Origin of the sequence: Kitasatospora brasiliensis (genome assembly GCF_032654805.1) — a bacterium.
GTDB classification, from domain to species: Bacteria; Actinomycetota; Actinomycetes; order Streptomycetales; family Streptomycetaceae; genus Kitasatospora; species Kitasatospora brasiliensis.
In genome coordinates, this window is the sequence record NZ_JAUOOW010000006.1 from 276,793 (window position 1) to 301,036 (window position 24,244).

The window sequence follows — 24,244 nt, forward strand, 5'->3', positions numbered from 1 at the left end:
CCGCTCTGTCCGGCAAGCCAATCACAGGGTCGCGCCCACGACGCGGCGGGATAGGGTGACCGGTGTGCTCGATCTGGTGACTGCTGTGCGCTACGTCGATCCGCTGCGGGCCGGTGGCTCCGTCCCCGGCGTGGTGGAGACCGACGACCTGGGGACGTACGTGGTCAAGTTCACCGGGGCCGCGCAGGGCCGCAAGGCGCTGATCGCCGAGGTGATCGTCGGTGAACTGGCCCGGCGCCTGGGCCTGCGGGTGCCGGAGCTGCGACTGGTGGACTTCGACCCGGCCGTCGCCGCGGACGAGCCGGACACCGAGATCCAGGACATGCTCAAGGCCAGCGCCGGCCTCAACCTCGGGATGGACCTGCTGCCCGGCGCGCGGGACTTCCGGCCGGGGATGATCGCGGTGAACTCGGCCGAGGCCGGCCGGGTGGTCTGGCTGGACGCCCTGACCGGCAACGTCGACCGCACTGTGCACAACCCCAACCTGGTGGTCTGGCACGGTCGGCTCTGGCTGATCGACAACGGCGCCGCGCTGATCTTCCACCACCGCTGGGCGGGGGCCGAGGCGGCGGTCGGCAAGCGGTACGACCTCAGTGCGCACGCGCTCGGCGGCTCGGCCCCGGACGTCCGGCTGGCCGACGAGGAGCTCGGCCCGCTGGTCACCGTGCCGCTGCTGGAAGAGGTGCTGGCACTGGTCCCGGACGAGTGGCTGGCCGACGAGCCCGGCTTCGACTCGGCGGACGCCGTCCGGCACGCGTACGTCACCCACCTGGCCGCCCGGGCGGTGCTCTCCGAGCAGTGGCTGCCGGAGGGCTTCGCCACGCCCGAGCAGCTGCGCGAGGCGGAGCGGCGACAGGCGGCCCGGAGCCGGGCCGGACGGCCGGCCTGGTTGCAGGAGGTGCCGGACCTGCACGGCAAACCCTCCGTGGAGACGGTCTGGGAGCACCACTTCGACGAGGAGCCGTCCGACCTGGACTAGGTCGAATGTGGGCTGGTCCTATCTGGACCGGGTCCGATGTGCGCTGATCCGATGAGCCGACCATCGGGGCCACGAACGCGGCCGGGGAGCGGGACCCTGTGGTCCCGCTCCCCGGCTCTACTGTTCAGAGGTGTCCGCGGTCAGCGCGTCAGCGCCACCACTGGACCGCCTTCTCGGCGTTGACCAGGCCCGCGCCGTAGAAGCCGTTGTCGTTCGTCTTGCCCTCGCACTTCGCGGTCCAGGCACCGGCACCGCCGGGGTTGAACTCGCCCTTCGGGCACGGGACGGACTCGGCGTGGGTGGTCAGCATCTCGGTCAGCTCGTCCGGGCTGGCCCACGGGAAGGTGCTGGCGAGCAGCGCGACCACGCCGGTGACGTGCGGGGTGGCCATCGAGGTGCCCTGCATGTAGCCGTACTTGCCACCGGGGATGGTGGACAGGATGCGGCCGTCCTTGTCCGGGGTGTTCGGGAACTGGAAGCGGCGGTCGCCACCCGGCGCGGTGACGGTCACGACACCCTTGCCGTAGCTGGAGTAGTACGCCTTGACGCCGTCGGAGCCCACCGCGGAGACGGCGACGACGCCGGGCAGCTCGGTCGGCAGCGAGAGGCAGTCGTTGGTGACCGGGCGGGTGCCGGGGGTGGTGTCGTCCGGGCTGGCCACGTCGACGGTCTTGTGCGCCAGGTCGATGTTCTCGTTGCCCGCGGCGGCGATGTTGAGGACGCCCTTGCGCTGCGAGAAGGCGACGGCCTTGCGGACGGCGTCCGAGATCGCGGCCTGGTCCTTGTCCGTCTTGCAGTTGAACATCCACGGGTCGACGAAGTAGCTGTTGTTCGTCACCTTGAAGCCGTGCTCGCCGGCCCAGACGAAGCCGCAGACCGCGTTCTCCGGGTAGATGAACCCGCCGTCGTCGACGACCTTGACGGCGGCCAGCTTCACGTTCGGCGCGACGCCGACGATGCCCTTGCCGTTCTTGGCGGCGCCGATGGTGCCGGCCACGTGGGTGCCGTGGTCGCTGGTGGTCGGCTGCCAGGCCTTCCAGTCGGTGTTCGGCTTGCCGTCGATGCAGGAGACCGACTGCGAGGCGTCCACGTTGGCGGCCAGGTCCTCGTGGGTGGCGTCGATGCCGGAGTCCAGCACGCCGACGGTGACGTTGCGGCTGCCGAGCGAGATCTTGTGCGCCTTGTCGGCGCCGATCTGACGCATGTCCCACTGGTAGGACTCGTACGGGTCCTCACCCGGGGCGGCCGCGGCGGCGGGCTCGGCGGCGACGTCGGCCTTGCCCTGGTCCGAGGCCTGGATGCCCTTGGTGCGGCTGGCGCCGACCGACTCGACCCCGCCGGCCAGGCGAAGCTTCTCGGCGAACTTGGTGTCGGTCGAGCGGGCGACGACGACGCCGATCTGCTCGTACGACTGGACCACCGTGCCGCCGAGGCCGTTGATGGCCTTCTCGACCTTCTGCACCTGACCGTGGTTGGCCTTGGTGTTGACGACGTAGCTCATCAGCGGACCGGTCGTCGAGTCGGCGACGGGCGCCGCGACGGCGGTGCCGGCCGGCAGCGCGAGGGCACCGGCGGTGGCGAGCACGACGCCGACGGCCGCGTACCGGGTACGGCTGATCCGAGGAACACGCATGAGGGTTGGCCTCCCGAGTCGTCAGGCGGCAGCTGCGATGGGCAGGTGCGCCAGGGAATGACCGGGACGCTAATGAATATTTGCTTATAAGCGCAAGAGGTAGTCATCTAATCGTCACATGTTGACCATCAGTTGAGATTAGAGAGGCTCGTTTCAACAGGCGCAACAGAGCTCAAGATTGTTAAAAAGTGATGGTTCGCCGACGTGCGGCCGCTGCTACCACGGCGTCGGTCACCAGCGCGGACTGTGCCGTTACAACGCGTACAACCGACGCGCGTTGTCGGCCCCGACCATCCGCGCCACCCGCTCGGCGTCGGCCGCGGAACAGGCATCGTCGGCCTGCCAGCCGGCCAGCACCGTACCCAGTCCGTACCGGAACTGACAGGTGCCCACCACATACAGCTCGGGCAGCCCGTAGGCGTCGGTCGAGAACAGCAATTTGCCGAACGGGGCCAGCTCCAGCATCTCGCCCAGCACCGCGGCCACCCGCGGCCCGGTGTAGGAGGCCGTCAGCCCGAGGTCGGTGTACACCGTCGGGAAGGCCTGGGCCAGCCAGGCGGCCTGCCGGTGGTACGGATAGCCGTGCAGCAGCACCAGCGGGACGCCGCTCGGCTCGGCCGCCCGGACGAAGTCCGTCAGCAGCGACGGGTCGGCCCGGTGCAGGGTGAGGTCGGGATCGCCGAAGCCGGTGTGGAGTTGGAGCGGCAGGCCGAGATCGGCGCAGACGTCCACGGCCGTCCAGAGCAGGTGGCGCAACAGCACCGGGTCGGTCAACCGGCCGCTCCCGCCCCGCAGATGGGCACCGGCCGCGGCCACCACGGCCGCACCGGTGGGGCGTTCGGCGGGGACGGCCAGGCCGTGCCGGTAGGCGAGCACCGACTTGACCGCGACGGCCCCGGCGGCGGCCGAGGCGAGCGCCTGCGCGACGGCCCGCGGCCAGGCCTCGGCGCCGGCCGTCACCGCCTCCGCCACCCACTCCAGCCGGACCACCTCGCGCACCGACGCCCCGGCGGCCTCGGCGAGTTCGGCCGGCGGCAGCAGCCCGTAGCCCGCGGCGGCGGTCAGCCCGGTGTCCACCAGGCAGGTGTCCAGCCCGGCCGCCGCCAGCAGCCGCCGGGTGGCCTCGGCCGCGCCCAACTCCCGTCGGCGGGCCAGGTAGTCGGCGGCCGGGGCGTGCGCCGGTAGGCCGAGCACGGGCGGGCACCAGCGCCGCACCGCCAGGCCCAGCGCGCTGTCGAAGGGCGAGCAGCCGGGCGCCGGCGGACGGTCGGACTCCGTGAGCAGCCCGGCCAGGGCCTCATCGGTCAGCTCGGCCGCCACCACGCTGTGGCAGTGGTGGTCGACCAGCCCCGCCCCCTCCTGCCAGGCCGCCCCGGGCCCCTCCGGCCGGGCCACCGCTCAGTACCGCCAGCGGGTGGCCGCGACCAGCTCCTCGGGCGTGACGGCCGCGTACTGCTCCTCCTCCGCCCGGCGCACCGCCAGCACCGCCTGGTACAGCGGCTCGCCGAGCGCCTCGCGCAGCACCCCGGAGCGCTCGTACGCGGCGATCGCCTCGGCCGGGCTCGCCGGCAGCCGGGGCACCGTGCCCGGCTCGGCCGCCGCCGGATCCCCGGTGAACTCCGGTGGCAGCGCTCGGCGTTGGTCCAGTCCGGCGAGACCGGCCGCGATCACCCCGCCGACCGCCAGGTACGGATTGGCGCTCGCGTCGAAGCACTTGACCTCGGCGTTGGCGGCGGCGGCCCGCTCCCCGGTGGAGCCGGTCACCAGGCGCAGCGCGGCCTCCCGGTTCTCCAGGCCCCAGCACTGGTAGGCGCCGGCCCAGTGCGAGGGCACCAGCCGCAGGTACCCGGCAGGGCTGGAGCAGCCCAGCACCAGCAGTTCGGGCAGCGCGTCGAGCACCCCGGCGAGGAAGCCCTCGGCCTCGGCGGTCAGACCGTGCGGGCCGGGACCGCCGTGGCCGAGGTTGCGCCCGTCGCGCCAGAGGCTGAGGTGCAGGTGCCCGCCGTTGCCGACGCCGCCGGCCTCGACCACCGGGGCGAAGGAGACCCGCAGGCCGTGCCGGGCGGAGACGGCGCGGACGGTGTGCCGGACCAGGACGGAGGTGTCGGCGGCGGCGATCGGGCCTTCGGCGGCGACCGAGACCTCGAACTGGCCCTGGGAGTACTCGGGGTGGATCTGGAGGACGCCCAGCCCCTGCCGGCCGAGGGCGCCGAGGACGTCGCGCAGGTAGTCGGAGAGGTCGGTGAGCCGGTGCATCCCGTACGCCGGGCCGTACGTCGGGTACCGCGGCTCCTCCTGGGGGGAGCCGGCCAGGGCGACCGTCCACTCGACCTCGATGCCAGCCTTGAGGCTCAGGCCGCGCTCGGCTGCCGCGGCCTCCATCCGGCGGGCGAACAGCCGTTGGCAGCCCGGGTGCGGGGTGCCCGCCTGGGTGTACCTGTTCCCCGGGGCCCAGGCCCAGCCGGGCTGGGCGGCCAGCGGGACGGTCCGTTCGAGGTCCGGGTAGAGCCTGAGGTCTCCGGTGGGGCCGCCGATGATCGGGCTGGTGGTGATCGCGTCGTCGGCGAGGAAGACGTCGAAGCAGGGCGCGGTGCCGATGCCCCACTGCGCGGCGTGCGTCAGACCGCCGAGCGGCACGGCCTTGACCCGGGTGATGCCGGCGTTGTCCACCCAGGTGACGGCGATCGCCTCGACGGCCCCGGTGCGCAGCCGGTCGGCGACTTCCTCGGCGCGCTCGGCCCGTTCGGCGCGCGGTGGCAGCGCGACGGCCGCGATGGGCGCCGCGGCGGCGGTGCCGGGCGGTCCGTCGGTTCCGGGCGTGCTGGGGCCGGTGGCGGTTCCGGGGGTCATGCCCTCATGCTGCCCCGCCGACCGGGGTCCGGTAACTCCCCTATCGGGTGGTCATCTTGGCGCCGCCGTTCATCCGTTCACCCGTTCGGGGCGAACCTGGCGGTCAACTCCCCCGCAGTGATCCGCTCCAGGGTGTCCGGGGCGGCGTCGGTCGGGCCGGGGTAGAGCCGGTACAGCGTCCCGTGCGCGTCGGCCGGGGCGGGCACGTCGGCGTGCACCAGGGCGGCGAACGCCCGGGCGCCGTCGAGGCGTTCGGCGATCAGCCGGGCGGTGTCGTCCGGGGCCTGTTCGGTGCGGTGGTCGCTCGCGTGCGGGCCGCGCAGCCGCTCGGCGAAGTCGGCCACCGACTCGCCGGCGCCCCGGCGGTAGTGGTCGAGCGTGCGGCCCGCGCGGTCGCGCACCAGCACTTCGGGGCTGCCGGCCGCGGCGGTGGCGCAGGCGAGGTCCCAGAGGGTGGCGCGGGTGCCGGCGGCGAAGTGCCGCAGGACGTCGGAGGCGAGGGAGCCGATCCGCTCCCGGTGGCGCAGGACGTTGTGGAACCCGGGGTCGGCGCCGACGTTGAGGTCGGTCCAGGTCTGGGTGCGCCGCCGGAGGTCGACGATCATCGGCACGCAGATCCGGGCGTCCCCGGCGAGGTCGAGCCGCTGGCGCAGCTCCTTGGGGCGGAAGGCTCCCTTGTGGCCGCGGGCCGCGTCGGCGGCGCTGAGGGACATGAAGCCGGCGAAGGCGTCGGTGAGGTCCTCGAAGGGGACGTCGTTGTAGCTGAACACGACGACCACGGCGTAGCGGGCGCCGGACTCGCCGAGGACGGGCAGGTCGAGGTCGACGAACTCGGTGGCGCCGTGGGGCGGCGGGGCGGTGGTGAAGTCGCCGGAGTGGACGGCGGCGCGCGGGCCGACGACCAGGCGGGTGTAGTCGCAGAGGTCGACGAACCGCCAGTCCTCGTCGTAGAAGGCGACGGACAGGTCGAGATCGACGCGCTGGTTCCGGCGCTGCATCCAGTGCACGAACAGCCGCAGGTGGTCCCCGTCCGGGAGCGGCTGCACGCTGCCGCGCGGCACCGCGACCAGGGTCTTGGCGCTGGCGCGTTCGGCGAAGGGCACCACCAGGTCGGCGAGGCCGGCGTCGAGCACGGCCACCTCGTGGCGCTCGGACCGCCCGGCGCGGCGCAGCAGTTCGGCTTCGATCAGGGTGCAGACGGGCGCGCTGAGCGCGGCGGGGACGGGGACCCCCCAGTCGGGGCGGGCGTGCGCGGAGGCGACCCGGCCGCGCGGGAAGTACAGCCGGCGCTCGCCGGCCTCGCGCGGGGCGCGCAGCCGCCCGTACGCGCCGAGCAGTGGGCCGGGGGCGACGGCGCGCAGGGCGCCGGGCAGGGCCTCGGCGAGTTCGACGGGCAGCGGTTCGCCGGGGAGCCAGGTGGCGTGCACCCGCAGCAGGTGGTGCAGTCGGCGCGCCAGTTCGCCGGGGCGGGTGGCCAGCAGCCGGACGGCGGCGGGCAGATCGCCCTGTTCGAGGGCGTGCTCGACCCGGGAGGCGAAGGTCTCGACGGTGAGCCGGGTGTGGCCGCCGGGCGTCCGGCGCACCCGTAGCGGGGCGGGGGCCTCGCGCAGCTTCGGGCCGAGGCCGTGCAGGTCGAGATCGCTCTGGCGCAGGACGGCGAAGGCGGCCGCGGCGTACGGGAAGCGGGCCTGGTGCTCGTACGGGTGCAGCAGCTCTCCGGCGCGCAGCCAGGGCTGGCGGTGGCGGCGCAGGTCCTCGGCGAGGGTGCCGGCCGGGAACGCGTCCAGGACGGCGAGCAGTTCGCGGCGCAGCGGGCGGGGCAGGCCCCGCAGGCGCAGGGTGCGGGCGGTCTCGGGCAGCAGGTCGGGTTCGGCGCCGGACCACGCCCAGATCAGCCGCAGCACGTCGGTGGCGGTGGTGAGGTGGGTGGCGAGCAGGGGGCGGGTGGCCTGCCGGTCGCGGCGCAGCAGGGTGGCCAGGACGGTGGCGCGGGTCTCCCGGACGGGGATCTCGGCGGGCAGCCAGTCGGCCGGGTCGGCGGTGGCGTGGTCGAGCAGCAGGGCGAGGTCTTCGCGCTCCTGCGGGTTGAGCGGGGTCTGGCGGGCGAGCAGGGTGGCGAGTTCGGCGCCGGCGACCGCGGCGGCGGCGCCCGTGCCGGCCAGGCGCAGCGGTTTGATCAGGCTGCCGGGGGCGAGGTCGCGGGCGACGTTGCGGGCGGACCTGGTGTCGAGGGAGAGGTAGCGTTCATCGTCGCCGAGCGGGGCGTGGCAGTACGGGCAGGTGCGGCCCTGGCCGACCGCGACGAGTTCGTCGTAGCAGTCGCCGCAGAGCAGGTGGGCGCAGGGGGCGAGGGCGCCGATGCCGGCGTCCAGGCTGCTGCGGTCGCAGACGAAGCAGATCTGGCTGTTCTGGCAGAGCAGGTAGCCGCGGATCGTGGCGGAGTAGGTGGCGTGGGCGTGGCGGGGCACGCCCTTGGGGAAGCCGCGGAAGAGCGGCTTGTGGCGGCGGTCGGCGCCGAGCATGTCGTCGAGCTGTTCGAGCAGGCGGGTGCCGGTGTCGGCGAGGTCGCCGGGGCGCAGTCGGGCGAGGGCGGTGCGCAGGTCGCGGGTCGGGGCGTAGCCGCGCTGGGCGAGGTCGGTCTCCAGGACGACCAGGCCCTCGGCCGTCCGGGGCTGTGGTTCCCCGGGGCCGGCGCCCGGGTCGACCCGTACGGCGCCGTGGCGGCGCAGCAGGTAGGTGTCCAGGCCGGTCTCGGCCGGCGCGGCGGGCTTCTGCTTCTTCACTGCTCTTCCCCCGGTGGGTATGACAAAGCGGGGGCGGAGAGTGGGCGCACTCGGTTCATTTCGCAGATGAGAGAAGGAAGCACGCCGCGGAGCCGCCCCCGCGTCGATCACCCTAGCGAACGCCTTCGGCGGGCCTCGAACGGTTTTCCGCGCGTTTTCCTTCTCCGCCCCCTTCCTACTGGCGAGTAGCTTCGTTACAGTGGCCGGACGCGCACCACCGCCGGGCTTCGGGAGCCGCACCGGCGGCAGGCAGCGACCGCCGTTTCCTCCGGCGCTCGCGCGGCGCGCTTTCACCGGCCGGGGCCGCGGACCGCGGCGGGCCGGGTTCCTCCTCGCGTCAGAGCCGCTTCCTTCACTTCCGAGCGCCTGAGCACCACGGCACATCCACAGTTCGGCCGGAGCGGACCGGCCGCCGTCCGGATGCGTCGGCACCCCGTCATCTCCCCAGCCCCCGCGCGTGAACCCTCCTCCGGCGGCGGCCGCCCCCGGGCGTCCGGGCGCGGCGGCATGCCCGCCGGAGCACGCGCGGGCCCTTCATGACTAGGAGTCAGGACATGGAGCGTCCCTTCCCCACCGTCGCCGTCGTCGGCCTCGGCACGATGGGTGCCGGCGTCGCGGTGGCGGTCGCCAAGAGCGGCCGCCGGGTGATCGGCATCGAGGCGGGCGAGGACTCGGCCGCCCGGGCGCTGGCCCGGATCGAGGAGGCCACCGCGCGCGCGGTGGACCGCGAGCGGCTGACCGAGGAGGAGCGCACCGGGCTGCTGGCCCGGATCTCGATCGGCCACGAGCTGGCGGCGGCCGCCGGGGCCGACCTGGTGATCGAGGAGGTGCCCGAGCAGCTGGAGCTGAAGCGGGAGGTCTTCGCCGAGCTGGACCGGATCTGCCCGGAGACCACCGTGCTGGCCACCGGCACCACCGCCCTGTCGGTGACCCGGATCGCCGCCGCGACCGCCCGTCCGGACCGGGTGCTCGGCCTGCACTTCTTCAACCCGGTGCACAGCATGAAGCTGGTCGAGGTGGTCCGCACCGTGCTGACCTCCCCGCGGACCGCCGAGGACGCCACCGCCTTCGCCCGCGACCTCGGCAAGGAGCCGGTGGCGGCCGGCGACCGGGCCGGCTTCGTGGTGAACGGCCTGCTGTTCGCGTACCTCAACCAGGCCGCCGCGATGTTCGAGTCCAAGTACGCCTCGCGGGAGGACATCGACGCCGCGATGCGGCTCGGCTGCGGCCTGCCGATGGGCCCGCTGGCGCTGCTCGACCTGATCGGCGTCGACACCGCGCGCACCGTGCTGGGGGCGATGTACGAGCAGTCCAGGGACCGCCTGCACGCGCCCGCCCCGATCCTCGGCCAGCTGGTCGCGGCCGGGCTGCTGGGCCGCAAGAGCGGCCGCGGCTTCTACACCTACGAGGCGCCGGGCTCGTCCCGGGCGGTGGACGCGGCCACCGGGCCGGCCCTGCCGAAGGGGCCGGGCCGCGAGGTGCGCAGCGTCGCCGTGTGCGGCTCGGGGACGATGGCCACCGGCATCGTCGAGGTGTTCGCCAAGGCCGGGTACCCGGTGCTGCTGGCCGCCCGCAGCCAGGAGAAGGCCGAGGCGGCCAAGGCGCGGCTGGCGAAGTCGCTGGCCCGCTCGGTGGACCGGGGCCGGATCACTCCCGAGGCGCGGGACGCGGCGCTGGGGCTGGTCACCCCGGTCGGCCGGTACGAGGCGCTGGCCGAGGTGGACCTGGTGGTCGAGGCGGTCGCCGAGGACCTGGCCGTCAAGCGGGAGCTGTTCGCCGCCCTGGACAAGGTCGTCAGGCCCGGCGCGGTGCTCGCCACCACCACGTCCTCGCTGCCGGTGATCAGCTGCGCGACCGCCACCTCGCGGCCGCAGGACGTGGTCGGCATGCACTTCTTCAACCCGGCCCCGGCCATGAAGCTGGTCGAGGTGGTCTCCACCGTGCTGACCGCGCCGGACGTCACCGCGACCGTGCTGGAGCTGACCGCCGGGGTCGGCAAGCACCCGGTGGAGTGCGGTGACCGGGCCGGCTTCATCGTCAACGCGCTGCTCTTCCCCTACCTGAACGACGCGGTGCGGATGCTCCAGGAGCACTACGCGACGGTGGACGACATCGACACCGCGATGAAGCTCGGCTGCGGCTACCCGATGGGCCCCTTCGAGCTGCTGGACGTGGTCGGTCTGGACGTCTCGCTGACGATCGAGCAGGTGCTGCACCAGGAGTTCCGCGAGCCCGGCCTGGCCGCCGCGCCGCTGCTGGAGCACCTGGTCGCGGCGGGCTGCCTGGGCCGCAAGACCGGCCGCGGCTTCCGCGACCACGCGCGCCGGTGACCACGCCCCAGGCGCGCGGCGGCGCGGCGGCCGGGAACGGCGCCCCGCCGTACGGCTCCGCGCCCTCCGCCGCGCCCTCCGCGTCCTCCACGCGCCCCGGCTGGAGCCCCGGGACGGTGTCCTCCCGCTGGCCCCGGCCGACGGTGACCGGCCCGGTCGCGCCGGTGCACCGGGGAAGGGCCGTGGCCGCGCCGTCCGGGCCGTGTAGCGTTCCGGACATGGATCGGGTTCAGTCAACCTCCCCGCAGCACCCCGCCGGGCCGCACGGCGGCGCCGACCGGACCGCCCCCTCGACCGGGGGCACCGGGCCGGAAGCCGGGCCGGGCAGCCGCCGGGCGGCGGCGCAGCGCCAGCAGATGCGCCAGGACCTGGCCACGGCCGCGATGGAGCTGTTCGCCTCGCAGGGCTACGAGGAGACCACGGTCGACCAGATCGCGGCCGCCGCCGGGGTGGCCCGGCGCACCTTCTTCCGGTACTTCCGGTCCAAGGAGGAGGCGATCTTCCCGGACCACGACGACACCCTGGTGCGGGTGGCCGACCTGCTGGCCAGCGCCGAGCCGGAGGAGCACCCGCTGGACGTGGTCTGCCGGGGCATCAAGGAGGTGCTGCGGATGTACGCCTCCACCCCGGGGGTGTCGGTCGCGCGGTACCAGCTGATCCGTCAGGTCCCGGCGCTGCGCGAGCGGGAGATCGCCGTGGTGGCCCGCTACGAGCGGCTGTTCACCCGTTACCTGCTGGGGCGCTTCGACACGAGCGAGTCCATCCCGTCCGGCTGGCAGCGCGGCGGCGAGGACGACTCGATGCTGGCCGAGGTCTCGGCGGCGGCGGTGGTCGCGGCCCACAACCACGTGCTGCGGCGCTGGCTGCGGGCCGGCGGCCGGGGTGACGTGGAGGCACAGCTGGACCACTCCTTCGAGGTGATCCGGCGGACCTTCTGGGCCGCCAGCGCACCGGGTGCCAGGCGCCGCGGATCGCTGGTGGCACCGGGTGCCAATGGGACCCCGGGTGACGGCGGGGCGGAGAGCGCACTGAGTGCCAGCCCCGGAGGTGAGGTACTCATCACAGTCGCCAGGACGGACGCCCCCCTGGACGTCGTGGTGGACAGCATCCGGGCCGCACTGAGCGGCGCCCGCGGCGCCTAGCCGCGGCGTTTACGCAGGTCAGAGCAGTATCGAGGGCCCGCGCCGAATCGTCGGCGCGGGCCCTTCGCATGCCCGCGCAACGCGCGTCGAGCGGCTTCCAAGGCTGCGGGAATTCCTGGCACCCGGCGTCTTTACGGCTGGCACAGGGTGCCACTACCTTGTTACTCACCAGTCGCGGCGCCGCGGCTCCCCACCACGGCGCGCCGTCGTCCGGCGTTCCCACACCCCGGGAGCAGAGCCAGACCCGCCCGGTCCACCCCGGGCCCAGCCTGACCCGCCCACCACCCACCTCAGCGAAGCCGGTGTCCGCTCCCGGCTCCCCCAGACGCCCTGTGCCCCTCACACAGGTACGCCTTCGGAGGCAGCCATGCAGGAAATCCTCGACGCGATCCTCAACCCCGGCACCACGTCGGCGGACTTCGCGGCAATCAAGCTCCCCGAGTCCTACCGAGCGGTGACGCTCCACAAGGACGAGGAGCAGATGTTCGCGGGCCTCGACAACCGCGACAAGGACCCCCGCAAGTCCCTTCACCTCGACGAGGTGGCCCTGCCCGAACTGGGCCCCGGCGAGGCCCTGGTCGCCGTCATGGCCAGCGCGGTGAACTACAACACCGTGTGGAGCTCGATCTTCGAACCGGTCTCCACCTTCGCCTTCCTGGAGCGCTACGGCCGGCTGTCGCCGCTGACCAAGCGCCACGACCTGCCGTACCACGTGGTCGGCTCCGACCTCGCCGGCGTGGTGCTGCGCACCGGCGCCGGGGTTAACGCCTGGAAGCCGGGCGACGAGGTCGTCGCGCACTGCCTGTCGGTCGAGCTGGAGTCCGCGGACGGCCACAACGACACGATGATGGACCCGGAGCAGCGCATCTGGGGCTTCGAGACCAACTTCGGCGGCCTGGCCCAGCTGGCCCTGGTGAAGACCAACCAGCTGCTGCCCAAGCCCAAGCACCTCACCTGGGAGGAGGCCGCCTCCCCCGGCCTGGTCAACTCCACCGCCTACCGCCAGCTGGTCTCGCGCAACGGCGCCGGCATGAAGCAGGGCGACAACGTGCTGATCTGGGGCGCCAGCGGCGGCCTCGGCTCGTACGCCACCCAGTACGCGCTGGCCGGCGGTGCCACCCCGATCTGCGTGGTCTCCAACGAGGAGAAGGCGCGGATCTGCCGGGCCATGGGCGCCGAGGCGATCATCGACCGCTCCGCCGAGGGCTACCGGTTCTGGAAGGACGAGAACACCCAGGACCCGCGCGAGTGGAAGCGCTTCGGCTCCAAGATCCGCGAGTTCACCGGCGGCGAGGACGTGGACATCGTCTTCGAGCACCCCGGCCGGGAGACCTTCGGCGCCTCGGTGTACGTCACCCGCAAGGGCGGCACCATCGTCACCTGCGCCTCCACCTCCGGCTACATGCACCAGTACGACAACCGGTACCTGTGGATGTCGCTCAAGCGGATCGTCGGCTCGCACTTCGCCAACTACCGCGAGGCCTTCGAAGCCAACCGTCTGATCGCCAAGGGGAAGATCCACCCGACCCTGTCCAAGGTCTACTCCCTGGAGCAGACCGGCCAGGCCGCCCTGGACGTGCACCACAACAAGCACCAGGGCAAGGTCGGCGTGCTCTGCCTGGCCCCGCAGGAGGGCCTGGGCGTGACCGACCACGAGCTGCGCGAGAAGCACCTTCCTGCCATCAACCTGTTCCGCGAGCTCGACGAGCGGAGCATCCGACCGAACAGGAACGTGTGAGACCGCTGCGATGACCGATCCCCAGAAGCGCGACCGCCCCTGGTTGATGCGCACCTACGCGGGCCACTCCACCGCGAGCGACTCCAACGCGCTCTACCGGCGGAACCTGGCGAAGGGCCAGACCGGCCTGTCCGTCGCCTTCGACCTGCCGACCCAGACCGGCTACGACTCCGACCACGTCCTCGCCCGCGGCGAGGTGGGCCGGGTCGGCGTACCGGTCGGCCACGTCGGCGACATGCGCACCCTGTTCGACGGCATCCCGCTCGAACGGACCAACACCTCCATGACGATCAACGCCACCGCGATGTGGCTGCTGGCGCTCTACCAGGTGGTCGCCGAGGAGCAGGGCGCGGACATCGCCACGCTCACCGGCACCACCCAGAACGACATCGTCAAGGAGTACCTCTCGCGCGGGACGCACGTCTTCCCGCCCGGCCCGTCGGTGCGGCTGATCACCGACATGATCGCCTACACGGTCGGCAACATCCCCAAGTGGAACCCGATCAACATCTGTAGCTACCACCTCCAGGAGGCCGGGGCCACGCCCGTCCAGGAGATCGCCTACGCGATGTGCACCGCCATCTCGGTGCTCGACGCCGTGCGCGACTCCGGCCAGGTGCCGGCCGAGCGGATGGGCGACGTGGTCGCCCGGATCTCCTTCTTCGTGAACGCCGGCGTGCGCTTCGTCGAGGAGATGTGCAAGATGCGCGCCTTCGCCCGGCTGTGGGAGAAGGTCACCCTGGAGCGCTACGGCGTCACCGACCCCAAGCAGCGCCGCTTCCGCTACGGCGTCCAGGTCAACTCGCTCGGGCTGACCGAGGCCCAGCCGGAGAACAACGTCCAGCGGATCGTCCTGGAGATGCTGGCCGTCACCCTCTCCAAGGACGCCCGCGCGCGGGCCGTCCAGCTGCCCGCCTGGAACGAGGCGCTCGGCCTGCCCAGGCCCTGGGACCAGCAGTGGTCGCTGCGCATCCAGCAGGTGCTGGCCTACGAGTCGGACCTGCTGGAGTACGGCGACATCTTCAACGGCTCCGAGGTCGTCGAGGCGAAGACCGCCGAGCTGCTGGCCGGCGCCGAGGCGGAGATCGCCAAGGTGCTGGAGATGGGCGGGGTGATCCCGGCCGTCGAGTCCGGCTACCTCAAGTCCAACCTGGTCGCCTCGCACGCCGCCCGGCGGGCCCGGATCGAGTCCGGCGAGGACAAGATCATCGGAGTGAACTGCTTCGACACCACCGAGCCGAGCCCGCTCACCGCCGACCTCGACACCGCGATCATGGTCGTCGACCCGGCCTCCGAGCAGTCCGTGCTCGCCGCCCTGGAGGCCTGGCGCGCCGAGCGCGACGAGGCCGCCGCCCAGGAGTCGCTGGCCGAGCTCAAGCTCGTCGCCGCCACCGACGCCAACCTGATGCCGGCCACGCTCGCCTGTGCCCGGGCCGGCGTCACCACCGGCGAGTGGGCCTTCGCCCTGCGCGAGGTCTTCGGCGAGTACCGGGCGCCCACCGGCGTCGGCGGCGCGCCCGTCGCGGTCGCCGCCGAGCCCGGCGGCGAGCTGGAGCAGGTGCGCGCCGCGGTCGCCGCGACCGCCGAGGAGCTGGGCGCCGGCAAGCTGCGCCTGCTGGTCGGCAAGCCCGGCCTGGACGGGCACTCCAACGGTGCCGAGCAGATCGCCGTACGGGCACGCGACGCCGGGTTCGAGGTGGTCTACCAGGGCATCCGGCTGACCCCGGAGCAGATCGTCTCGGCCGCCGTCGCGGAGGACGTGCACTGCGTGGGCCTGTCCATCCTCTCCGGCGCGCACAGCGAGCTGGTGCCCGACGTCCTGAAGCGGCTGCGCCGCGCCGGGGTGGAGGATGTCCCGGTGATCGTTGGTGGCATCATCCCGGCAGCGGACGGCGAGGCCCTCAAGGCCGCCGGCGTCGCCGCCGTGTTCACCCCGAAGGACTTCGGCATCACGACCATCATCGGCCGGATCGTGGACGAGATCCGGCTGGCCAACAAGCTCCAGCCGTGGACGCCCGCACCGACCGCGGCTACGAACTGACCAGCTGACCAGCTGACCACTGGGAAGGAACCCTCGATTCTTATGACTGCAGTCAACCGTCTGCGCCCGCGCCGCTCCTGCCTCGCGGTGCCCGGCAGCAACCCGCGCTTCCTGGAGAAGGCCCAGGGCCTGCCGGCCGACCAGGTCTTCCTCGACCTGGAGGACGCCTGCGCCCCGCTGGTCAAGGAGAGCGCCCGCCACAACATCGTCGACGCGCTGAACAACGGCGACTGGGGCGGCAAGACCCGGGTCGTCCGGGTCAACGACTGGACGACGCACTGGACCTACCGCGACGTGATCACCGTGGTCGAGGGCGCCGGCCCCAACCTCGACTGCATCATGCTGCCCAAGGTCCAGGACGCCGAGCAGGTCAAGGCGCTCGACCTGCTGCTCACCCAGATCGAGAAGACCATGGGCTTCGAGGTCGGCAAGATCGGCATCGAGGCGCAGATCGAGAACGCCAAGGGCCTGATCAACGTCGACGCCATCGCCGAGGCCTCGCCCCGGCTGGAGACCATCATCTTCGGCCCCGCCGACTTCATGGCCTCCATCAACATGAAGTCCCTGGTCGTCGGCGAGCAGCCGCCCGGCTACGGCGCCGACGCGTACCACTACATCCTGATGCGCATCCTGATGGCCGCCCGCGCCAACGACCTCCAGGCGATCGACGGCCCGTACCTCCAGATCCGCAACCAGGAGGGCTACCGCGAGGTCGCCCGCCGCTCGGCCGCCCTCGGCTTCGACGGCAAGTGGGTGCTGCACCCGGACCAGGTCGCCGCCGCGAACGAGATCTACTCGCCCGCGCAGGAGGACTACGACCACGCCGAGCTGATCCTCGACGCGTACGACTACTGCACCTCCGAGGCGGGCGGCGCCAAGGGCTCCGCGATGCTCGGCGACGAGATGATCGACGAGGCCAGCCGCAAGATGGCGCTGGTCGTCGCCGGCAAGGGCCGGGCCGCGGGCATGCAGCGCACCACCAAGTTCGAGATCCCGGAGGCCTGAGGCCATGCAGTTCGGACGCACCTACGAGGAGTTCGAGGTCGGCGCGGTCTACAAGCACTGGCCCGGCAAGACGGTCACCGAGTACGACGACCACCTCTTCTGCCTGCTCACCATGAACCACCACCCGCTCCACATGGACACCAACTACGCCGAGAAGACGACGGACTTCGGCAAGAACGTCGTGGTGGGCAACTACATCTACTCGCTGCTGCTCGGCATGTCCGTCCCGGACGTCTCCGGCAAGGCGATCGCCAACCTGGAGATCGAGTCGCTGCGGCACATCGCGCCGACCTTCCACGGCGACACGATCTACGGCGAGACCACCGTGCTCGACAAGTGGCCGTCCAAGTCCAAGGACGACCGGGGCATCGTGTACGTCGAGACCAAGGGGTACAAGCAGGACGGCACGGTCGTCTGCGTCTTCCGCCGCAAGGTGATGGTGCCGACCGAGACCTACACCAAGGAGCGCGGCGGCGAGCAGCCCGGCCGTCCGACCCCGCTGACCTGATCCTCTCCCCTATATAGAGACCCCGGACGGGGAGGCCGCCGTCATCGGCCGACCCCCACCCGGTCGGGGGCCCTGCTGCCGCAGCCACGCCGGCAGGGCCCCCGGAAATCCCCCCCCCCCGCCCTCTTCAGACATTCCGGAGCCGCACGATGGGACGCCTCGCACAGACCGACGGCCTCACCGAGATCCAGCGGGACATCCTCGCCACCGTGCGGGATTTCGTCGACAAGGAGATCATTCCGGTCGCGACCGAGCTGGAGCACAAGGATGAGTACCCGGCCGCCATCGTCGAGGGCATGAAGCAGCTCGGCCTGTTCGGCCTCACCATCCCCGAGGAGTACGGCGGCCTCGGCGAGTCGCTGCTCACCTACGCCCTGGTGGTCGAGGAGATCGCCCGCGGCTGGATGTCGGTCTCCGGCATCGTGAACACCCACTTCATCGTGGCGCACATGATCAACGCCCACGGCACCCAGGAGCAGAAGGACCACTTCCTGCCCCGGATGGCGGCCGGCGAGATCCGCGGCGCCTTCTCGATGTCCGAGCCGGGCCTGGGCTCCGACGTTTCGGCCATCTCCACCAAGGGCGTCAAGGACGGGGAGTTCTACGTCCTCAACGGCCAGAAGATGTGGCTCACCAACGGCGGCACCTCCACCCTGGTCGCGGTCCTGTGCAAGACCGACGAGGGCGGCAGCACCCCGTACAAGAACATGACCACCTTCCTGATCGAGAAGGAGGCCGGCTTCGGCCCGAACCCCAAGGTTCCCGGCCTGACCGTGCCCGGCAAGATCGAGAAGATGGGCTACAAGGGCGTCGACACCACCGAGCTGGTCCTCCAGGACGTCCGCGTCCCGGCCGACCGCGTCCTCGGCGGCGTCCCGGGCCGCGGCTTCTACCAGATGATGGACGGCGTCGAGGTCGGCCGCGTCAACGTCGCCGCCCGCGGCTGCGGCGTCGCCCGCCGCGCCTTCGAGCTCGGCATCTCCTACGCCCAGCAGCGCACCACCTTCGGCAAGAAGATCGCCGAGCACCAGGCGATCCAGTTCAAGCTCGCCGAGATGGCCACCAAGGTCGAGGCCGCCCACCAGATGATGGTCATGGCCGCCCGCAAGAAGGACAGCGGCGAGCGCAACGACCTCGAAGCCGGCATGGCCAAGTACCTCGCCTCCGAGTACTGCAAGGAGGTGGTCGAGGACGCCTTCCGCATCCACGGCGGCTACGGCTTCTCCAAGGAGTACGAGATCGAGCGCCTCTACCGCGAGGCCCCGATGCTGCTCATCGGTGAAGGTACTGCGGAGATCCAGAAGATGATCGTCGGGCGCCGGCTGCTGGAGGAGTACCGGATCGCCGACTGACCTCCGGGCCGCCCGCCGACGGTCCACCAGGCCGGGCGGCCCCCTCGAACCGCCGGTCGACGGGCGTGCGGGCCCGTCCCGGCGGAGCGCCGTGCCCCGTCATGGGCCCGGCCTGGTCCGCCTGGGTCCGGCACGGCCCTCCCGAAGCGGCCGCAGGGCGTACAGCTGCAACGACGCGCCCTGCGGCCGCTTCCGCACACCCGCTTCCGGCCGCCACGCCCGTTTCGCCTTCCGGGTTCCGTCGGCGCGCCCGTTGAGACAAGAGTCACCAGCCTTGTCCGGTCCCTTGGGAACCGGACCGGGTCGAGCTACGGTCGTAGAGGTGGACGCGCGCACGCGCCGCCACCGGACACATGAACGAGCAGGCGGGTTGCCCACCCACCGTGTGCTCCCGATAGCATCCACCGGGACAGCAAGCCGTCCCTCTATTACCGATCCCGCGGTGGCCCCCGTCCAGCGGCCATGATCCCCCGCGACAAAGGTCTTCGATGCCCATCAGCCCGTCCCCTCACACCTCCGTCACGGACCGCGATGCCCTCGCAGCCCCGGCGGCCGGTCGGCGACCCCGCGTGACCATCGCGCGCGGAGCCACCCCCTGGTTCGTCCCCACCCTGGCCACGGCCGCCGTGACCACCGCCCTCACCCGGCGCAGCGGCAAGTGGGCCCTGGCTGCGGTACCCGCCTGTGCGCTCGGCGCGGGCATGCTGTGGTTCTTCCGCGACCCCGAGCGTGAGATCGGCACGGGCAGAGTGATCTCCCCGGCCGACGGCGTGGTGCAGAGCATCGACGCGTGGCCGGACGGCCGCACCCGGGTCGCGATCTTCATGAGCCCGCTGAACGTCCACGTCAACCGCGCGCCCCTGCCGGGTACGGTGACGTCGGTCGAGCACGTCGCGGGCGGCTTCGTCCCCGCGTTCAACAAGGACAGCGACCAGAACGAGCGGGTCGTCTGGCACTTCGACACCGAGCTCGGCGACATCGAGATGGTCCAGATCGCGGGGGCCGTGGCCCGCCGCATCGTGCCGTACGTGGACGCCGGAACCAAGGTCGAGCAGGGCGACCGGATCGGCCTGATCCGGTTCGGGTCCCGGGTCGACACCTACCTGCCGGCCGGCGTCGAGGTCGGCGTCGAGGTCGGCCAGAAGACCACAGCCGGGGTGACGCGCCTTGACCGTGACTGATCCTGAGACAATCGTCGGCCTGGACGACGAGGAGACGGCCCTGCGCCGCCGCCGCTGGGCGCGCGACCGCGAGCTGCGCGCCCCGCGCTCTCCTCAGCACCTGTCCACCGCCGACTTCCTGACCCTGGGGAACGCCGTCTGCGGCTTCCTGGCGATCTACTCGATCACCACCGGGGTCCTGGTCCCGCACATCACCAACCCGGACGCCGCTCCGGACCGGCACAGCGCCGCCACCGCGGTCACGCTGCTGCTGATCGGCTCGATGTGCGACCTCTTCGACGGCCTGGTGGCGCGCAAGCTGCGCTCCTCCGCGCTCGGAGCGGAACTGGACAACCTGGCGGACCTGATCAGCTTCGGCATCGCGCCGGCCTACTTCGTCGCGGTCTGGGGCATGGTCTCCCAGGGCTCCAACAGCAAGCTGTCGGCGCTCATCGCCATCACGGTGCTGCTGGCGGTGGTCCTGCGGCTGGCCCGCTTCTCGGCCGTCAAGATGCGGCCCGGGGTGTTCCAGGGCATGCCTTGTCCGATGGGCGCGATGACGGTGATCGCCATCGTGCTGCTCGACCCGCCGTTCCTGCCCGGTCTGCTCGCCATCTTCGGCGCCGCCTACCTGATGGTCAGCCGGATCGAGTACCCGAAGCCCCAGGGGCTGCTGGCCACCGCCACGCTGTGCTGGGTCGTCGTCGCGATCGGTTGCCTGGCCGCCTGGGCGACCGGGCTGCCGGGTGGTGACACGCTGATGCACATCGGCGCGTTCGCCCAGATCACTCTCGCCGCGATGGCGCCGCTGCTGGTCATCCGGCGCAAGGTGGGGCAGAAGGTCGGCGACGTCCGCGCCCGGCGGGCGGAGTCGCGGCTCGGCTGAGTCCCGACGCAGTCACAAGAACGCAGTCATAAAAGTCAGGGCCCGGAACCTCTTGGTTCCGGGCCCTGACTCATTCGTCGTAGGACTCAGGCGCCGCCGGTGTGCACGCTGAACGCCGAGCGGCGGGCCGCCCGGGCCACGCCCGGGTCCGGGTGCACGCCCGAGACCGCCGTCAGCACCGAGGCCGCCCGCGGATGCCCGGACTGCCGGGCCCGGGCGAACAGCCGGACCGGGTCTCCCGCCGAGGCGCCCTCGACGTGGCCCACCAGGAGCTCCGTCTCACCGTGGTCGAGCACCGCGGCCGCGGTGTCCACCCAGAGCCAGGCCGCGTCCACCGCGCCCAGCACGTCCGCCGGGGCGACGCCCTCGTCCGCGCGCTCCGCCAGCCACAGCAGCGCGTAGGGGCGCAGCACCGGCTCGTCCACCGCCGCGCGCACCGCCTGCTCGGCCGGTCCGCCGGCCACCCGCAGCGCCTCGAACGCCAGTCCGCGCACCAGGGCGTCGTCGCCCTGGGCGGCCTCCAGCAGCTCGGCCACCGCCCGGTCGGCCGGCCGGGCCGCGACCCAGGCGCGGAACTCGGCCCGGGCCGGGCCCGGCGAGTAGTCCGCACAGGCGTTCAGCAGTTCGAAGGCGCTCTGCTCGATGTGCCCGGCCGCGGTCTGGGCGACCGTGCAGATCTCCTCCAGCTTCGCCCGCACCGCCCAGTGGCCGAGCGGTGAGAGCTCAGCGGCATCGTTCCTGCGGGTCAGGGCGCCGACGGCGGCCAGGCCGTCCAGCATCCAGTCCAGGACGGCGGCCACGTCCGAGGGCGCGGCCGGGGTGTCGATCTGCGGCTCGCGGCAGGTGCCGCGGACGGCGGAGACGGCCGAGGCGGCGTGCGGCACCGGGGACAGTCCGGGGCCGCCGAGGCCGGTGCCGACCCGGCGCTCGTCCAGGCCGCGGCGCAGCAGTTCCAGCAGCTCGCTCTCGGGGACCGGGCCGTCCACCAGGTGGAGGAAGGAGAGCAGCTGCGGCGCCTGGTCCACGGCCTGTCCGGCCAGCATCGCGAACACGCCGCGCAGCGCGGCGGGCGGCACCGGGGCGAGCAGGGTCCAGGCGTCGAACAGCGCCGACCAGCCGCGGATCACGGCCTCGTCGTCGTGCTCCCAGGCGTGCAGGCGCCAGCCGGGGCCGGCTCCGCCGTCGCGGGCCTCCACCAGGCCGACCAGCAGTGCCTGCCCCCATGACTTGGCGGCGGCGCCGACCGTCATGGCCAGTGCCCGGCCGGCCGCGCGGGCGTCGTCCGGGAGCAGTTCGCCGCGCTTGTCGACCTCGGCCAGTTCGCCGGCCCAGCGGGCGATCCGGACGGCGTCCACCAGCATCCGGCGGGCCAGCGGAGCCAGCTCGGCGGGTGCCGGGAAGCCCTCCGGCACGGGAACCCGGCCTCGCCCGGGAGCCGGAGCGGGCCCTCGTCGCCGGGGTACTCCGTTACGGGGGACACCCGCCCCGCCCGGCCTGCCACCGGCGGGCCGTTGGGCCGTTCCGGGGAGACGGGTCACCGTCGCACCGGTACCGATCGTCGGCGGGAGCGGGGCATCACGGTCGCGCGGGTTCCGAGACGTCACGTCGAGCAGTCTTCCCCTTGCACCGGCCTTCTGTCACATCCGGTTGTCCGTACGACCGGGCGACCGGCGGTGGCACCTCCGCAAGATCGGGCAACAGCGGCAAACCGCCTGGCTGGAAACGTGTGGTCTGGTCATGCCACATCGGGCAGTCCGGTCGCCCGGAATGTTCGATCGGTCACCGTGCGTAGGGGTGGGGGCCGGGGTGTCGGGCACATTTTTGCCCCTGGCAACGGGATGGTTTACGCGCGGGAAATCCGCTCCATCGACTCCCGCCAGGGCTGTCCAGCCCGAATCCGGACGGAAACCGGGCGGACAAGGGGAGGCGTACTGCACGAGAAGTCGGCGGATCCGACTTCTCGCGGCCGCCCGATGGAATGGAGAAACGTTCACGCACGGGCGGGGGGAAGTGCGCCGGAATAGCCGACGGGACCCAGCCGAAACCGCCCGTTCGACCGGGGGGCGGAACGAGAACCCGAGCGGGGGGCGGAACGGGCGCTAAAGGAGCGGCGTGAGCCAGCGGCGGAGGAGTTCGGTGTAGTGGTCGGGGGCGGTGTTCCAGAGGGTGGCGTGGTCGGCACCGGGAAAGGGCCGAAGGCTGACCACGTCGTGGCGGACGGCGGCCAGCTTCTCGGCGGTGCGGAAGGGAGCGATCCGGTCCTCGGGGCTGTGCAGCAGGAGGGTGGGGACGCGCAGGTCGGTGCCGTCGGCGAGGCGGCCGAAGTCGGCGAGGTCGACGCCGGTGCGGCCCTCGGCGGCGAGCGCGCCCAGCTCCGCGGCGACGCCCCGGTAGCCGGCCCGGGCGGCGTCCCGGCGGGCCGAGGCCGGGAGATCGAGCACCGGCGAGTCGAGGACCAGGCCGCGGATGGCGTGCGACCAGGCCGAACGGGCCGCCGTCTGGAGGACCATGGTGGCGCCCAGGGACCAGCCGTACAGGATCACCTTGCCCGCGCCGCCGTCCAGCGCCAGCCGTACCGCCGACTCGATGTCCCGCCACTCGGTCTCGCCGAAGTGGCTCAGCCCGTCCGGGGAGGCGGGGGCGCCCTGGTCGCCGCGGTAGGTGACGGAGAGGACGGGCAGGCCGAGCCGGTGGAGGAGGGGGAGCACCGGGAGGGTCTGCCCGCGGTCGGCCTCGGGACCGTGCACCAGGATCACCCAGGTGCCGCGTTTGCCGTCGAGCCGCCAGGCGGGCAGGGAGCCGAGCTCGCCTTCGGCGGCGGTGTCGGTGAAGGCGAGGCCGAGCGCCTCGGCGGGGTCGCCGAGCAGAACACGGGGTGTGAAGCGGACCTCGGTCCCGGGGGTGAGGGTGCCGCGCTCGGCGCGGACCAGCCGTCGGGTGACGCCCCGCTCGTCGCTGTGCAGGATCTCCTCCACGACCGCGTGCCCGCCGTCCCCCCACTCGACCGCCCAGCGGCCCGGGCGCAGGCTCGCCGGGCCGCGGGTGAAGGTGACCCGGCCGGGAGCCAGGTCCCGGACCAGGACCGGCCCGGACTCCCGGGCGGCGGTCGCCGGACGGACCAGCCGCTCGGAGGCCCGACGACCGACCACCAGCACGGCTGCCCCGACCGCGGCGGCCGCCACGACGGCGGCGGTTCCCCAACGCATCTCGCTCCCCTGCTCTGTTGTTCACGTGCTCCGCTGTTCACGTGGCCTGTTGCTCACGTGCCCCGCTCTTCACGTGCTCCGCTGCTCACGTGCCCGCTGCTCACGGACCGGACGGTGTTCGTGCACCAGTTCACCGGCATACCGCCCGCCCGGCCACCGGACTGGGCCGTTCGGGTCACCGGGGGCGGCCCGACGACATGGGAAGAGGCACCGGGGAGGTGCCGGAAAGGTGCTGAGGAGGCGTCGGAAACGAACGGTGCGTCGGTGACGATCCCACCGGCCGTCAGCCCCGCCCGCGTGTGACCAACCCCTCCGTGACCTCGGTTGACTCCCGCTTCGAGCCCGTGATGGGATCCTGAGGCCAAACGGAGGCATGGAGAGGAAGCCGGTGGAATTCCGGCGCGGTCCCGCCACTGTCACCGGGAAGCACGCTCGGAACAACGCCACGGCGGCCGTCGAAGGCCGCTGGAAGGCTCCGGGAGTGCGTTCGACCCGGAAGCCAGGAGACTCTCGCCCCCGTCACGTCGATCCAGGGCGCGGACCCTGAGTGAGGACACGCACGCGATGCAGGCTGCCCCGCCCTGCCGGACGCCGAGCTGCCTTCCGCCGTGCGGCCGATGACCCCGCTGAC

At 72.7% G+C, this 24,244-nt stretch carries 16 protein-coding genes and 1 riboswitch; of the genes, 10 read left to right on the forward strand and 6 right to left on the reverse strand.

Going from position 1 to position 24,244, the window contains the following annotated elements:
• The first annotated feature begins 64 nt into the window (after window positions 1–64).
• Window positions 65–979 carry a HipA family kinase gene (locus QWJ13_RS24070; protein ID WP_316526993.1) on the forward strand — a complete coding sequence of 305 codons (915 nt, stop codon included), beginning with the start codon at window positions 65–67 and terminating at the stop codon, window positions 977–979.
• 148 nt (window positions 980–1,127) lie between these two features.
• On the opposite strand, the gene QWJ13_RS24075 is transcribed toward QWJ13_RS24070, so the two are convergent.
• The 4 genes from QWJ13_RS24075 to QWJ13_RS24090 all read right to left on the reverse strand — a co-directional run bounded on the left by QWJ13_RS24075 (window position 1,128) and on the right by QWJ13_RS24090 (window position 8,245).
• Window positions 1,128–2,612 carry a S8 family peptidase gene (locus QWJ13_RS24075; protein ID WP_316526995.1) on the reverse strand — a complete coding sequence of 495 codons (1,485 nt, stop codon included), beginning with the start codon at window positions 2,610–2,612 and terminating at the stop codon, window positions 1,128–1,130.
• 252 nt (window positions 2,613–2,864) lie between these two features.
• Window positions 2,865–4,007, reverse strand: a complete 1,143-nt coding sequence (locus QWJ13_RS24080) for an amidohydrolase family protein (protein WP_316526996.1) — start codon at window positions 4,005–4,007, stop codon at window positions 2,865–2,867.
• Between the two features lie 3 nt (window positions 4,008–4,010).
• Complete coding sequence (locus QWJ13_RS24085; protein WP_316526997.1) at window positions 4,011–5,462, reverse strand: type I glutamate--ammonia ligase; 1,452 nt, start codon at window positions 5,460–5,462, stop codon at window positions 4,011–4,013.
• A 77-nt stretch (window positions 5,463–5,539) separates the two neighbouring features.
• Complete coding sequence (locus QWJ13_RS24090) at window positions 5,540–8,245, reverse strand: MXAN_6230/SCO0854 family RING domain-containing protein (RefSeq protein WP_316526998.1); 2,706 nt, start codon at window positions 8,243–8,245, stop codon at window positions 5,540–5,542.
• Between the two features lie 554 nt (window positions 8,246–8,799).
• On the opposite strand from QWJ13_RS24090, the gene QWJ13_RS24095 reads away from it, so the two are divergent.
• From QWJ13_RS24095 to QWJ13_RS24135, 9 genes are all read left to right on the forward strand, one after another.
• Window positions 8,800–10,575: a 3-hydroxyacyl-CoA dehydrogenase family protein gene (locus QWJ13_RS24095; RefSeq protein WP_316527000.1), complete on the forward strand. Its 1,776-nt coding sequence runs from the start codon at window positions 8,800–8,802 to the stop codon at window positions 10,573–10,575.
• Between the two features lie 218 nt (window positions 10,576–10,793).
• Window positions 10,794–11,717, forward strand: a complete 924-nt coding sequence (locus QWJ13_RS24100) for a TetR family transcriptional regulator (protein ID WP_316527001.1) — start codon at window positions 10,794–10,796, stop codon at window positions 11,715–11,717.
• A gap of 367 nt (window positions 11,718–12,084) precedes the next feature.
• Entirely contained in the window at window positions 12,085–13,455 is a 1,371-nt protein-coding gene (gene ccrA, locus QWJ13_RS24105) for a crotonyl-CoA carboxylase/reductase (RefSeq protein ID WP_316527002.1), read from the forward strand.
• A gap of 10 nt (window positions 13,456–13,465) precedes the next feature.
• Window positions 13,466–15,496 (forward strand): protein meaA, encoded by a 2,031-nt coding sequence (locus tag QWJ13_RS24110; RefSeq protein ID WP_316527003.1) that lies wholly within the window; start codon window positions 13,466–13,468, stop codon window positions 15,494–15,496.
• Between the two features lie 42 nt (window positions 15,497–15,538).
• Window positions 15,539–16,501, forward strand: coding sequence for an HpcH/HpaI aldolase/citrate lyase family protein (locus QWJ13_RS24115; protein WP_316527005.1), 963 nt, complete (start codon window positions 15,539–15,541; stop codon window positions 16,499–16,501).
• Window positions 16,502–16,505: 4 nt separating this feature from the next.
• Window positions 16,506–17,009, forward strand: a complete 504-nt coding sequence (locus tag QWJ13_RS24120; RefSeq protein ID WP_316527006.1) for a MaoC family dehydratase — start codon at window positions 16,506–16,508, stop codon at window positions 17,007–17,009.
• Window positions 17,010–17,158: 149 nt separating this feature from the next.
• Window positions 17,159–18,361: an acyl-CoA dehydrogenase family protein gene (locus tag QWJ13_RS24125; protein ID WP_316527007.1), complete on the forward strand. Its 1,203-nt coding sequence runs from the start codon at window positions 17,159–17,161 to the stop codon at window positions 18,359–18,361.
• Window positions 18,362–18,849: 488 nt separating this feature from the next.
• On the forward strand, window positions 18,850–19,542 hold the full coding sequence (locus QWJ13_RS24130; RefSeq protein WP_316527008.1) for a phosphatidylserine decarboxylase: 693 nt from the start codon (window positions 18,850–18,852) through the stop codon (window positions 19,540–19,542).
• A complete protein-coding gene (locus tag QWJ13_RS24135; RefSeq protein WP_432277591.1) occupies window positions 19,529–20,407 on the forward strand; it encodes a CDP-alcohol phosphatidyltransferase family protein in 879 nt (292 codons plus the stop codon). Before QWJ13_RS24130 ends, QWJ13_RS24135 begins: the two co-directional genes overlap by 14 nt.
• An 86-nt stretch (window positions 20,408–20,493) precedes the next feature.
• Here the strand turns inward: QWJ13_RS24135 and QWJ13_RS24140 are convergent, their stop codons facing one another.
• Both QWJ13_RS24140 and QWJ13_RS24145 read right to left on the reverse strand, forming a co-directional pair.
• Window positions 20,494–21,819 carry a hypothetical protein gene (locus QWJ13_RS24140; protein WP_316527010.1) on the reverse strand — a complete coding sequence of 442 codons (1,326 nt, stop codon included), beginning with the start codon at window positions 21,817–21,819 and terminating at the stop codon, window positions 20,494–20,496.
• 687 nt (window positions 21,820–22,506) lie between these two features.
• Entirely contained in the window at window positions 22,507–23,613 is a 1,107-nt protein-coding gene (locus tag QWJ13_RS24145; RefSeq protein WP_316527011.1) for an alpha/beta hydrolase family protein, read from the reverse strand.
• Window positions 23,614–23,991: 378 nt separating this feature from the next.
• A riboswitch (cobalamin riboswitch) is annotated at window positions 23,992–24,123 on the forward strand.
• Window positions 24,124–24,244: the final 121 nt, after the last annotated feature.